The organism is Pseudomonas sp. Pse35 (assembly GCF_024519715.1).
Classification (GTDB): Bacteria; Pseudomonadota; Gammaproteobacteria; order Pseudomonadales; family Pseudomonadaceae; genus Aquipseudomonas; species Aquipseudomonas paracarnis.
In genome coordinates, this window is the sequence record NZ_JALJRP010000021.1 from 60,837 (window position 1) to 73,439 (window position 12,603).

Consider the following 12,603-nt stretch of genomic DNA (forward strand, 5'->3'; position numbering starts at 1 on the left):
GACCCAGAGCAGACAGTCGCGATTGTCCGGGATGACTTGACCAGTTCATTTGAGCTTCTACAGTGATGCTCGTCAGCAGCGACCTAGCTTATCCAGCACATGATCTAATGCCATTTCACCTCTTAGGCTGCTGATACGCCAGTTAGGTTTTTTCGACAATGTCCTTTCTGAGGTCATCATTGATCCGAAGTATGCTCGGATCGAAATAAGAGAAGACCTCATCTGAAACATATGCTGTGGAGAGGAAATCTATCCATTCGTTCTTGCGGGCGCACGCGTAAAGTGGGTGTTTCCTATCAAGAGCCTCAAGCAGACTGTCATAGGACAGGATCTTGAAGTCATGTTGCTCCATGGCTTTGATTTTGTTGCGTTTAACCGCGTTTTCGGCGAACTCATGGCGACGGCCACGCACGAGGACGTACTTTACGTGGCAACTATTGTGGCCCATGGGCTCTCGTACTGACCCCAACGTGCCATTTATAAATCCCGTATAGTTACTCTGGTTTTCAAACCAGGCGCGCCACTGCAGAATTTGGCTAAAAGCTGATACGAAATCAGGGTGGAGGTCGTTGTGTAGTGGTCTAATGAAACCGGACACCCATTTAGGCGAGAATGCTCGCCAGATCGAGGTGTCAGATGACCAAACAACGCCGCTCCTTTACTCCTGAATTCAAGCGCGAGGCTGCCGACCTCGTGCTCAAACAAAACTACAGCTACATCGAAGCCAGCCGTTCACTCGGCATTGGTGAGCCAGCATTGCGCCGCTGGGTTGACCAGATTCAGAAAGAACATAAAGGCATCACCCCGTAGAGCAAGGCGCTGACACCGGAACAGCAAAAAATTCAAGAACTGGAGGCACGGATCGCTCGGCTTGAGCGAGCGAAATCCATATTAAAAAAGGCTACCGCGCTCTTGATGTCGGAAGATCACGAGCGTTCGCGCTGATTGACCAGTTGAGTGCACATGAGCCGGTTGATTGGCTGTGCAAGGTGTTTGACGTCACGCGCTCGTATTACTACGCCCAGCGCCTGCGGCGCCGCACGCCCGATGTTGAAAGGCTTCGATTGCGAAGTCGCGTCAGTGAGCTGTTCTCGCAAAGTCGCAGCTCTGCGGGCAGTCGCAGCATCCTGTCGCTGGTGCGTGAAGACGGTGAGCAGATCGGTCGATTCAAAGTGCGCAGCTTGATGCGCGAGCTTGATTTAGTCAGCAAACAACCCGGCTCCCATGCCTACAAACGAGCAACAGTAGAAAGACTGGATATCCCGAACACATTGAACCGCGAGTTCGACGTGCCAGCGCCCAATCAAGTTTGGTGCGGCGATATCACCTACATTTGGGCGCAAGGAAAGTGGCATTACCTGGCTGTCGTCCTGGATCTTTGTACGCGTCGGATCGTGGGCTGGGCGCTGTCGGAAAAGCCAGACGCTGAGCTGGTGATCAAAGCGCTGGATATGGCTTACGAGCAGCGTGGCAGGCCTTCGGATCTGCTATTCCACTCGGACCAGGGATCGCAATATGCAAGCCGACTCTTTCGCCAGCGGTTGTGGCGATACCGCATGCGCCAGAGCATGAGTCGACGAGGAAACTGCTGGGATAACGCACCGATGGAGCGCGTATTTCGCAGCTTGAAAACAGAATGGATACCGACCGTGGGCTATCGAACTGCGCAGGAAGCACAGCGCGATATCAGCCATTTTTTGATGCGTCGCTACAACTGGATTCGGCCTCATCAATTCAACGAGGGGGTGGCGCCAGCGCAGGCCGAGGAAAAACTTAACGTCGTGTCCGGGATTAGTTGACCACTACAGTCCTGTAGAATAAGGACGCGGCAATGCCACTCTGTTTCCTACGTTTGCAGCGATTCTTTTTATTTCATATTGCTTTCGCTGCGTTAGATGTTCACGATGTCGCAGTTATTCTTATGTATTACAATAATGAGGTCAAAGCGCATGAGCTTGAATATCTTTGAAACTGCAAAAGAGTTAGAGAAATTTAGAGGGGTTTCTCGGATTCATGCTGAGGCTAGAAAGATTTCTACTATATCGCGAGCCAAAGAAGACTTAAAGGGCGGAGTTGAGCTGCTTGAAAGCTACCTTAAGTCAAACAAACATCATGCAGCGGTGTCAATAACGCTTGCCATGATAATCGTCGATGCGGATGGAGCAATTGCACGTATTAGGCGAAGCGGCATTCTAAGTATGTCCAAGTATGAGTTCCGAGCAGGTGGAATTCAGAGGGTGATTGATGCCATATTTTCTTTGGATTCGTTGCTTGCAGAGGTCCAGGTGCACCGAATAAATTATTTGATTTCTCTCAAAAATCTAATACAAATTAGTCGCGACGCAGAAAAAATTTATAAGCGTCTTGTTGCAAGATTGCATGCAAAGAAGAAGTATGTTTTGAAATCTTTGCTGGCATTCGTCAATCACCTATTTTCAATACCTTGGCGGGGTGATCCTGAGATGCCATCGAACGATCTGCGTAGATGGAGCCAGGAGGATATGGCCGAGGCGTATTCTTATATATTTAATTTAATGAGAGAAAAAGTCGGGTTTTCTCTTCACGATTGGCAACATGTGGATGACTCAATGACTGGCAATTTTGATAACTCCTATGGCGAGATATTGATGGATGCTGCAGTATTGCAGGATTTAAGAGAGGCTGAATATAAAGTTGAATCAATGCCGTACACTGTCGCTGTTGAAGGCCGAACTTATCATTTGTTTTCTGAAAACGAGGATTTCGATAAAACTATTCAGTTAGGCTATATTCAAACTAATAAGCAAATCTATATAAGGGCTAGAGGGATACAGTATTGGCTTAAGCCAACTCCTCCTTTTGAATCGATTGAGGAGTTTGTTAGTCTGCAGTTCAAAGGCGATTTCAGTAGTTGTGTGATTTTGGCAAAAGAGCCAATTAGTCGTTACGTCGTATGTGTTCCGTTTACAGCTCTTCCGATACTGGCTGGGGATTTTTTGTTTTCAGATGAAGTATCCGAGCTCGTGGGGCTTAGTATAGAAAACTTTGAAAGAGAGCCAGATGATCCGAGAAAAATTCTGATTGGCAGGACTCTTACTGCAGGTGACGCAATACATATTCAGAGATATTTTCGATTTTTGAAAGCGATATTCGATGAGCACTTCAACGCTATTGAAAACTCAAAAGAGAAACGTATTTTGAGGGCTAGGTCAACTTTGCCAATTATAAAAAATGACGTTTTCTTGCAACAGCTTTCTCTGTTGATTGGTAAAGAAAAGGCGCAAGAGGCTATTGAGCTTCTCAGTCTTGATACAGCGCATAAATTCGTAGATATACAATATAGGCCATTCATCAAGGCCGGTGAGTGGTACGTCTTGGCTCCGGCAGTGATCGGGTATTCAAACTTGGCAAGAAATATCGCGATTGCCAATGGGCTCAGGCAAAAACTGATCGATCCTAAAAATGACCCTATGCAAGGAGCGGTTTCTAGCGCTTTGACGAAAGCCGGTTTTAAAGTAAAAACGGGGCATGAGTACAACATAGACGGCAAGCGCGAAACCGACATATTTTGCTGGCGAGATGGTCATTTATTTGTCTTTGAGTGTAAAAATTCATACCTGCCTTGCTCAGCGCACGAACTGAGCAATACATTTGAACATTTGAAAACTGCCGAAAAGCAATTGAGTATCCGGAAACGCTGGTTGGAAAAATCTGGAAATAAAGAAAAGCTATTAAAGTCTTTGAAGTGGGATGTTCCGGTGAGTTCAATTCACACCGCCGTCATAACTGCGAATCGACTTTTCACTGGATTCAAACAAGGGGAACACCCTAGTAGACAGGCCCATGAGTTTATAAACGTTATTTTGCGTGGAAAGATTGAAGGAGAGGGGCTACCAATTAAAAAATTTTGGAAGGAAGATGATTTTACAACACAAGACCTTGTTGCCTATCTTGACGACGGTGGAATAGCAAAAATGCAACTGGACAAGCTTCAGGTCCTGAAAGTTCGCACCGATATTGGTAGCGCATCTTTAACTAAGCTGATGTATTTTGAGCTTCCAGAATGCAGAGATGGGTGTAGGGACTAAAATCTTTCTGATCGTTAAATAAAAGGCCTAACTTATTCTGAAAGTGGCGTGACACGAAGTGTTTTTTCAAGGTCAGACGATCGCGGCGACTCAAATTAGAGCGCCGCGAGCATGTGCGGCTTGCTATTTTTATATAACCCTATGAACATATAGGCCGCAATACCGTTTCTTTATCAAAGCTCTAATGTCATCAAGAGATGTGATGGTTCGAATATCATTCATTGTAATAACAATAACCCTGATTCCGTCCTGTAAGGCACTTGTTAAAATTCCAACAGCTCCAGGATCTGTTCCATCGCCCCTAACGAATCCACCAGTGACTCCATTGGCTGCAACGAAAATTCCTGTAGTTAGAGCGCGCCGTCTAACTTTGTTGATAAAATTATCCAGCACGGGAGCTCCTACAGTTGCGCTCCAATTTTTACACTCCACCAATATTATGGAGTCCCATGGCCTCAATATTTCTTCAGTTTGAGCATTCCAAAGGACAATATCTATTTCTTCAGAAGGCATTCGTATGTCATGCTCAGTAACATCAACGCCATCAAGATGTTCGAACATATATATTGACAAAAGCTCGAAAGATAGCCCTTTTTCTTGGTTGGTGGTTGCCCGATCAACACTGGCTATTAGAGCTCTAAAGTTATTTATGTCAAACATTTTTAGAACTCCTGCCCATACAGTAGCTCCCTAACTTTAGATTTCACCAGAAATAACATATCACTAGGGTTTTTTACATTTATAAGATCATCTCGGTCTAGCGCGATCGCATTTACACCTTCCTCAGCCCTCAATCTGCTGAGTAAGTCTTTAGTTCTTCTATCATTCAATCCGGTAGTGGCTAGAATAAGCCCTTTTATTCCGGATTTTTTGCTCATATGAAGGAAATGATGCAGCATTGAAGAGTTCATTGAACCAATAGCTTTTATTTCTACAGCTATTGGGTTTCCCAAAACTGCAAGTTCGGAGTCATCTTGCGAGTTCCAAATTACTAAGTCAAAGCCTCTACCTCTTGGGTTTTGGGCCTCGGACTCAATTACTTCCCAGCCTTCGATTCCAGAGGCTACCTCGGCAAACCACCTCTCAAATAGCCTGCCTCTCCTAGGGCCCTCCGCAGCAAAAAGGTCTCGAAAGTTTTCTGAGGGTCTAAAGTCCTGCGATATTGGGTATTGCTTATGTTCGCTTCTAGGGCCGAGATAACCAGACTTTCTGCGCGCTGAATCTTCAATTGCCTCCTTTAATTGAAAAATAAAATTGTCATCAAAAAGGCTTCGCTGAGATATGCTTAAAATGCGCTGCCCTCTAATTTCTGGAGGTAAGGAGTGTTCGTGGTCAGTGACAATTATGACTGGTTTTCCTGCTCCATGCGCAAGCCCTATTTGGTAATAGAGACTTTCAGTATTGCTGCTAACAAACGCAATAAGCACATCGCATAAATTAATAAGCCCCCATATGGCTCCTGAAACGGTTTCTTGAAGGTTAAAATCATCAAGGGTTTCAATTTCATAACCTTCAACTTCGGATATGTGCTTAAGCGCACTTTTCAGCTGGTCTGCTTCGTAAGTAAAACCGTTTAATAGCCCAATTCGTTTCATTTTTTTCTCACATCTGATGCCTTGTCAAAGGCGATAACAGTTAATCTATGGGCGACACGCCACACTTTCGAATGAATGAGGGACTTGTTTTTTGTAATCAACCCTACTTGCACCGAAAGCAGAAGAAATTGCATGGTCGGTGGCTTTAGCAAGGGAGCAGCGACGATTAAGTGCACAGCGGTTGATTTGGCCAAGTCCGTTTACCAGGTTTCCGACAGTGTCCGTGTCGGTCAAGTGAGTCAGCACTACCGCCTTAGGCGTGAGCATCTCGGCGATATATACAGCAGCAGGTGGAACCAGTCGAGTGGGTGATGGAATCGTGTGGCACGGCGTACTCCTAAGGGCGCTTGGTGCTGAATATGGCATATCACAGCTGACTGCTTCTGGGGCTGAGAGCAGTCGCCGCTTTTGTGATCGCAGAGGCTTTTGTGCCGCGGCTGCGCTTACCAAAGTCATCCAAAGCCAACTCGCCGAGTCGTTGTACGTGGCTTACAACGACGCGACGAGTCATCGACCTGAAGAGCCGATCATCACCCAGGACAGGGCACTTCGCGGTCGAGGAGTCTGGCGGTGAGGAGTACGCCCAGTTCGCTCAGTTGGTGGATGGCGAGGGCGATGTCGCGGTGTTTGCCGTTGAGGTCTTCGGACAGGTCGAGCAGCAGGGTGCTGACGCTGGTGAAGGTTTCGTAGCTGTTGGTGATGAGGGTTTCGTTGCTGGCGTTGGGGGCGACGGTGAAGAGGGTGGTTGAATCGTTAACCATGGTTAAGTTCCTTGCTTGGGCCACTTCCCCATCGCTACTAAACAATAAGGGCGGTAGCTGTACGCAGGTTAGTAGACCGGTGGAACCTAACAAAACCGGCGCGTCCGAGGACGCCCTACGCACAGCCACCATCAAGCACAGACGGGAGCGTCTGATGGATGAAGCGTGTGCACTTGTTAGGTCTAAGGTGGGCTACTAAACCCGATCACTGAACAATTCAGCGACCGAGCCACCTTAGAGACGGCCACTCCAGCGCACAAGCCGGCGCATTCTGACGCAGGCGTAGGCAATGGAGCAAGGTGCGGCAGGGGAATCGGATTTTGCCTTCAGGCGCTGCGTGATCGTTTGGGGTTTTCGCGAGCAAGCTCGCTCCTACAGGAGTGACCTTGCAGTGTTCGTCACCTCAAACGAAATTGTTAGCATTGAACGCGTTTCATATTGGAGGCAGGGATGGATGAACGATATGAGGTTCAACGGATCACCCACCTTCCGCGCCAGATACTGACGCTGGAAAAGGAAGCGATTGGCGAGGGTTTCAGGTTTCTCACGCGTCTGATTAACGAATGGCACTCCGGGGCAAACCGCTTTGATGCACCCGGCGAGTGTCTGATGGCGGCCTATTTAAACCAGCAATTGATAGGCATCGGCGGTCTTTCAGTTGATCCCTATGCTGACAATAATGTGGCCAGACTGCGACGGGTGTACATCGCACCTTCGTCAAGGGGGCAACGCGTCGGACAGATGCTGGTAAAGGCGCTTGTTGAACGCGCCGCTCTCAGGTTTCAGGTCGTGCGTCTTTTCACGGATACGGTTGAAGGAAGCGCCTTTTATGAGCGCTGTGGCTTCAAGCGGACAGATGAGGCTCAGGCGACTCATATCATGCTGCTTGGCGGTTTCTGAGGCATTGGCTGCAATGGCAATGGCTCACGGCGTTAGGCGTGGCCGATAGCTTGTAAGTGACGGGATTAAGAGAGCAACCCCACAACACTGCAACATCGCCGCAGCACTGTGGGGTTGCTATGACAACGCCTACACCGACCCGAAACGTACCTCCACTGACAGACTGCCCTGGTTATCGCTCAGGCCAGCCCCGTAACGCCCGGCCAGGTCGTCATTGATGCACAACTGCAACTCCCCCTGCTGGCCACGCGGCAATTGCGCCTGGTTGCCGACCAGGAACGGCGCGCCGCTGGTGCCGATACGCCCGATCAATGCGCCTTCCGCTTGACCGGGCAAGGTATAGCCGGGCTTGGCGGTCAGGCCTGGGTGGCCCGCCGCACCAACCATGCCGGTGCCCGGGTTGGCCGTCCACTGCCCACCGGTGCACACCGCCAGTTGCCAGCTCTGTCCGTTGATCTGCACGCCGGTGCCCTGCCAGGGGTCTCTGGCCTGCACCTGCACGGTACGCTTGAGCAGGTCGCTGGCGACCACGTCGGCGGCCTGGAAGGTCAGCGCGGTGATGGTCAAGGTCGGGTTGGCGGTGCCGGTGGAGGGGAACACGCCGTCGCCGACCAGGAACAGGTTGGGGTGGTCCCAACTGCGCTGGTCCTTGTCCACCACCGAATATCTGCGGTCCGAGCCCATGCGGTAGGTGCCCATCAGGTGGCCAGCGCCGTAGAAGGCGTAGTTCTGACCGTCGTACTCGAACACGGTTTGCGAGCCGGGCTTGAGCTTGGGCTTCAGGTCGGTCAGCTCGGTGGCGCCCATCAGTTTGGTGATGATATGCGTGGCGGCCAGGCGCGCCTGCTTGAAGCCCTCCTTGGTGTAGTCGGACAGTTCGTAGGCGATCTCTGGCCGAGGCAGGCCCAAGCCGTCGGTGAAATGCTTGCTACTCTCCACCCGGCACTGCGCATGCTCGGGGTCTTTCTCCACCTGCTCGATCAAGAAGGCCAAGCGGAACTGGCGGGTCAGCACGCTGTTGAGCTTCTGCACCAGCGCCACGCCGGACAATGCCTCGCTCTTGTGGTCGGCGCCGCCATTGTTGGTGCCGCCATTGTTGTCGCCGTCGATAAAATCGCAAACCGTGGTGTACGGATCATTCGCCGACCAATTCCAGCCCTCGTTGCCGATCTCGATACGCCACGCGGCACGCTCGCTGCGGAACGGGCCATCGCGCATGTCTTCGATCCCCGAGGTGGACAGTGGCCCACGGAACGGGAACAACGGCTTGCCTTCAGGCATCAGGCCCCAGGCCAGGTACACCGGGTGGTCGGCCAACGACTTGCCGACCTGGCCGCTGCTGTTGGCCACGCCGTTGGGGCTGTGCGGGCTGATGGAGTTGAGCAGCAGCTTGGGCGTTTCGATCGCGTGGGCGGCGATCACGTAGCGCTTGCCCTGGGCCGTGCCGTTCTGTTGCGTGCCGTTGTTCTGGTACTGGATGAAATCGATACCCGTGACCCCATTGGCATCGACCTGCACCTTGCTCGCCACACACTGGTAAAGAATACGCACGTTGCCGGTATCCAACGCCTTGGCCATGGTCACGGTGGCGTCGTATTTGGCCTGGATCGGGCAGATCGGCGTGCAGCTGGTGTTGCCGGCGCATACCCGGCGGCCGTTGTCGTTCTGCGAGTTACGCCCGGCTGGCGTTTGCCGCACGTTGAGGGTGAAGCCCTGGTACTGCGTGCCATTGATGGCCTTGCCCACGCCCTGGTCGACCAACGATGGAGGAATGCCGTGCATGCTGTATTGGTAGCCTTGGGGGAAGGTCACGCCCAGGTAGCTCTGCGACGCCACATCGGCGGACACGCACATCTCTTCCTCGGCGCGGCAGTAGGCGGTTTGCAGGTCGTCGTAGCTGATCGGCCAGTCGACCCCGACCTTGTACTTGGTCTGCATACGAAAGTCGTTGGGCAACAGGCGCAGGGCCGTGCCCATCCAGTGCCACATAGTGCCGCCGCCTACCCGCTCGTAGGTGCTGGCGAACAGTCGCGGCCCGTTCTGTACCAGGTAGCTCTTCTGCACCTTGTCCTTGTCGTCGCTGCCGGCGGTGATCAAGTCCTGGATAGTCGCTCGCGGGGCGAACTGTTTGGCCGGGGTCTGCTCGGTCTGCTCCGGTGGGTAGGGCGACTCGGGCGCCTTGAGCACGGCGGTGTAGAAACGCTCCAGGTACTCGCTGCGGTTAGGCGGTATCGCCGGGCCCGACTCAAGCACCAGCACTTTCAAGCCGGCCAGGCCCAGCTGGTAGGCCATGACGCTGCCGGCCATGCCGGCGCCCACGACGATCACGTCGGCGGTTTCGATGTTCTGGGTGTTTAGAGTGCTCATGGCTGCTGCCCTTCCTTGGCGTCGACACCGGTGAATTGCTTGAGGGTCGGTGGCTGCTCGGCCCAGTAGCCGAAGTGGTACTCGCTGTAGCCCATGGGGTGGGATTGGGCGATTTTCCACGCCCAGCTTTCCTTGTAAGCCTCGTCGGAGACTACGCGGATGTCATGCTCGTTGGCGGTGCCCTGGTCATAAGGCTGGTACCAGCTGCCAAGCAGCCACAGCTTCATGATCGAGCGGGCGCCTTTGGCGATCTGCGGGTCCGAACTGCCGAGTATGGCGTTGGCGATCTGCTCATGGGGTTGGCCTTTGATAGGGACGTACAGGTTCAGCAGTTTGCTGAACGCTTCGGTGCCCATGCCTTGCTGGGCGGTGTCGAAAAACACCGGAGGTAGGTTGATCGGGTCGACGGCAGGCGCCAGCAGCTTGGCTGACAGGCCAGTGAGCTCGGCAGACAGGTCGATGAAGTCTTGCAGGTTCGGGTCGCTCATGGCATCACTCCTTGGCACCGGTGGATTGGGCACGTTCAAGCAGAAAGGTGAAATCGGCGAAGCTGGTGCGCGGTGACTGGGTCACCCGGGTGGTCGCGTTGTTGTGGCATTCCATGCAACTGGATGAAGCCTGCGGCGTAGTGCCCTGGTTGTAGGTTTCCAGCGTGGCGTTGGCCAGGAAGTTCGGCGCAGGCGTGCCCAGCGGGTTGGTTGGCGACGGCACCTGGCAGTCATCGGCGGGGGCGGTTGGCCATTGGGTGCTGATCAGTTGGTAGTTGGCCCACACCGTACCCTTGAGCGCGCCTTGCCATTGCGCGTTGAGTTGGTGGGTTGCGGCGGTGAGCGGAATTTCCCGCACGATCTGCGAGGGCGTGGCCTTTTTCGACGGGTCCCACGGCTGCGCGGGCGGCTCGTTCACCGGGCGGTCGCTGGCCTGGGCGTTGTAGAACAGGTAGGGGCCCTTGCGCTCGTTCATGGGGGTGGTCTTTTCCGGTACGTTGCGCACGTGCTCGAAGCTTGACCACACCCACTGCGGCGCATCTTTGGTCTTGTGCACGATGTGCAGGCCGACCAGCCCGACCTTCTGCACGTTGCACGATTCGGGGATCACCGCGCCCTTGTTCGTGTCGGCGTTGCCGGGGGTATAGACCAGGGCATTGATGGCATGGAATTCCTGTGGGTTGTCGTTGCCGCCGAGCACCTTCCAGGCCGATTTGACCATGATCGCGCCGACATGCTTGTCTTGCTGCGAGCCGCAGGAGAAGGCGATGCGGTTGTCGGCCTTGGTGAAGAAAGCCTGTTGGCCTTCCTTGCTGTAGAGACCCTTATTAACGATGTCGTCGAACATCGGCTGGTTGACCATGATCGCGTTGCGCGTGTAAGTGCCGTTCTGGTCCACCAGTGGGCCGGTCTTGAACGGCTGGATGGTCTCGTCGAGCACACCAGCAACCTTACCCATCTGCTGCAGCACGGGCAGGTCACCCTTGCCTTGGCAGGCCGGGGGTAGCGGCGCCTTCTGGTTCCAGGCGACAGGCTTCTGGCCTTGGGGCAGGAAAATCTCGTAGCTCTCCTTCCACGACTCCCACACCGTCTGCCCCGGCGCACCGATCTGCGCCGAGGTATTGGCGCTGCCGTCGGCGTTGGCGGGCCAGTTCAGCGCGACGAAGGTCTGCCACGACAGCACGTCGAAATCGTGTTGCAGATTGTCCAGGGTGAAGGGGGCATTGGCGGTGACGTCGAAGGGAATCGCAGGTGACAGCGGCGGCGGGCTGGCCGCATCGGCCATGGCGAGCACGCTGGTGAAGCTCGCACCCAGGCACGCCAACCGTTTCAAGGTTATTTTCATTATCGTCTCCTCAGCAGATAAAGCGTCGGGACGACGAGTCGTACTGGCCCTTCATGGACCGATAGTTCAGCGTTATCCCTTACGCTAGGCTGAAGGCTAGCCGTTGCGCTTGAACCTCCAGAAATATCCGACTAAAGGTATGGATAAGCAGGATCGCGCATAAAGTGCGGGCCTTACTCTGAATATCTCCCCACCTGTTTTTTCCAAGGCAAGTACTCCACAAAAACGACGCGGTGGGCTACTCCATCTTCCTTTACACGAAACCCTGACATTTGTTGCAGATCGAGTTGCAAGCATTCAGTTGCAAGTGCCTTTTGTAACGCCGGATCCGGGTGGAAATGTTCAGGGCGCAGATAGTTTTTTTTCAACGTCACATCGCAACGTGCGACTTGGCCCTTTGCGTTGGCAGTGAATTCGAAGCGTGCTTGGCCGAACGCATTTATTGATTGCTTGGCCACCACGTTGTCCCAGAAAAAACGGCTTTCAACAGCAGCCCTCTGGTGTCTGCGTTCGTAATCAGAAATGGGTGAGGTATTACCAGAAGCTATCAAAGGCACGGTGACCTCAAAGGTGCCATCAACTGGATTCTGAAGTCCTTCCGGAACGCTCTCCCAGATACTGCTCCAGCACACATCCGTGACGACATTCGTAAAGCCTGGTGGACTTCCAGCGTCCATTGGCTGCGCCTCGCAGCGCAATACGTCGCCCTGTCGATCAAGCTTCATACGTAGCTTCACGCTGCCTCGCAGTCCCTCGCCATTCGCCCAGAACACATTTTGAGCCAAGGTAGTGCCTAAAACCCTGCCGTAACGCCTCTCTTCTATGCGCTTGATTTCTTCTGAGGTGAGATAAGTTGGAGCGGACTTACCACCGCTATCAACCCAGGCATTCACTCGCTGCTCGGGTGTCAACCGATGGCAACCAGAGAGGGGCACTGAACCTGCCAATAACAGCAGCATGGAGATGAGCCGACAATCGGCCCGTGATTTCATTTTAATGATGGACACTCTTGCCTTCCTTGAAACGACACAAATCGATATTTTGCTTTGAGTGCTAATGAGCGTCTTGTGCTGGTCGAGA

10 protein-coding genes and 2 pseudogenes are annotated in these 12,603 nt (G+C 53.0%); 4 read left to right on the plus strand and 8 right to left on the minus strand.

Annotation, left to right across the window (positions count from 1 at the left end):
- Positions 1-142: 142 nt before the first annotated feature.
- Complete coding sequence (locus OC445_RS18045; RefSeq protein WP_198790796.1) at positions 143-598, minus strand: Shedu anti-phage system protein SduA domain-containing protein; 456 nt, start codon at positions 596-598, stop codon at positions 143-145.
- 38 nt (positions 599-636) lie between these two features.
- Between OC445_RS18045 and OC445_RS18050 the strand changes: the two are divergent.
- Together OC445_RS18050 and OC445_RS18055 are read left to right on the plus strand one after the other, a co-directional pair.
- Positions 637-1,799: pseudogene (locus OC445_RS18050) on the plus strand (IS3 family transposase).
- Positions 1,800-1,949: 150 nt separating this feature from the next.
- Positions 1,950-4,067: a hypothetical protein gene (locus OC445_RS18055; RefSeq protein ID WP_262020238.1), complete on the plus strand. Its 2,118-nt coding sequence runs from the start codon at positions 1,950-1,952 to the stop codon at positions 4,065-4,067.
- A 129-nt stretch (positions 4,068-4,196) separates the two neighbouring features.
- On the opposite strand, the gene OC445_RS18060 is transcribed toward OC445_RS18055, so the two are convergent.
- Complete coding sequence (locus tag OC445_RS18060; RefSeq protein ID WP_198790794.1) at positions 4,197-4,727, minus strand: restriction endonuclease; 531 nt, start codon at positions 4,725-4,727, stop codon at positions 4,197-4,199.
- A 2-nt stretch (positions 4,728-4,729) separates the two neighbouring features.
- Positions 4,730-5,662, minus strand: coding sequence for a hypothetical protein (locus OC445_RS18065; protein ID WP_198790793.1), 933 nt, complete (start codon positions 5,660-5,662; stop codon positions 4,730-4,732).
- A 165-nt stretch (positions 5,663-5,827) separates the two neighbouring features.
- Here OC445_RS18065 and OC445_RS18070 point away from each other — a divergent pair.
- A pseudogene (locus OC445_RS18070) lies at positions 5,828-5,997 on the plus strand (IS110 family transposase); the annotation flags it as partial.
- 195 nt (positions 5,998-6,192) lie between these two features.
- Here OC445_RS18070 and OC445_RS18075 read toward each other — a convergent pair.
- Complete coding sequence (locus OC445_RS18075; RefSeq protein WP_034136001.1) at positions 6,193-6,423, minus strand: DUF6124 family protein; 231 nt, start codon at positions 6,421-6,423, stop codon at positions 6,193-6,195.
- Positions 6,424-6,873: 450 nt separating this feature from the next.
- On the opposite strand from OC445_RS18075, the gene OC445_RS18080 reads away from it, so the two are divergent.
- The gene (locus tag OC445_RS18080; RefSeq protein ID WP_198790792.1) at positions 6,874-7,323 is read left to right on the plus strand and encodes a GNAT family N-acetyltransferase; all 450 of its coding nucleotides are present in this window, start codon (positions 6,874-6,876) and stop codon (positions 7,321-7,323) included.
- A 129-nt stretch (positions 7,324-7,452) separates the two neighbouring features.
- Here the strand turns inward: OC445_RS18080 and OC445_RS18085 are convergent, their stop codons facing one another.
- From OC445_RS18085 to OC445_RS18100, 4 genes are all read right to left on the minus strand, one after another.
- On the minus strand, positions 7,453-9,690 hold the full coding sequence (locus OC445_RS18085) for a GMC oxidoreductase (protein ID WP_262020239.1): 2,238 nt from the start codon (positions 9,688-9,690) through the stop codon (positions 7,453-7,455).
- Positions 9,687-10,178 carry a sorbitol dehydrogenase gene (locus OC445_RS18090; protein ID WP_057977574.1) on the minus strand — a complete coding sequence of 164 codons (492 nt, stop codon included), beginning with the start codon at positions 10,176-10,178 and terminating at the stop codon, positions 9,687-9,689. The genes OC445_RS18085 and OC445_RS18090 overlap by 4 nt, the downstream gene beginning before the upstream one ends.
- Before the next feature lie 4 nt (positions 10,179-10,182).
- Positions 10,183-11,523, minus strand: a complete 1,341-nt coding sequence (locus OC445_RS18095; RefSeq protein WP_198790790.1) for a cytochrome C — start codon at positions 11,521-11,523, stop codon at positions 10,183-10,185.
- Between the two features lie 173 nt (positions 11,524-11,696).
- Positions 11,697-12,530 (minus strand): hypothetical protein, encoded by an 834-nt coding sequence (locus OC445_RS18100; protein ID WP_198790789.1) that lies wholly within the window; start codon positions 12,528-12,530, stop codon positions 11,697-11,699.
- Positions 12,531-12,603: the final 73 nt, after the last annotated feature.

Bases quoted from the DNA above. Each gene is read 5' to 3' on its own strand.
- OC445_RS18080 (WP_198790792.1), top strand. From the start codon at position 6,874: ATGGATGAACGATATGAGGTTCAACGGATCACCCACCTTCCGCGCCAG.
- OC445_RS18055 (WP_262020238.1), top strand. From the start codon at position 1,950: ATGAGCTTGAATATCTTTGAAACTGCAAAAGAGTTAGAGAAATTTAGA.
- OC445_RS18095 (WP_198790790.1), bottom strand. From the start codon at position 11,523: ATGAAAATAACCTTGAAACGGTTGGCGTGCCTGGGTGCGAGCTTCACC.
- OC445_RS18065 (WP_198790793.1), bottom strand. From the start codon at position 5,662: ATGAAACGAATTGGGCTATTAAACGGTTTTACTTACGAAGCAGACCAG.
- OC445_RS18060 (WP_198790794.1), bottom strand. From the start codon at position 4,727: ATGTTTGACATAAATAACTTTAGAGCTCTAATAGCCAGTGTTGATCGG.
- OC445_RS18085 (WP_262020239.1), bottom strand. From the start codon at position 9,690: ATGAGCACTCTAAACACCCAGAACATCGAAACCGCCGACGTGATCGTC.
- OC445_RS18090 (WP_057977574.1), bottom strand. From the start codon at position 10,178: ATGAGCGACCCGAACCTGCAAGACTTCATCGACCTGTCTGCCGAGCTC.
- OC445_RS18075 (WP_034136001.1), bottom strand. From the start codon at position 6,423: ATGGTTAACGATTCAACCACCCTCTTCACCGTCGCCCCCAACGCCAGC.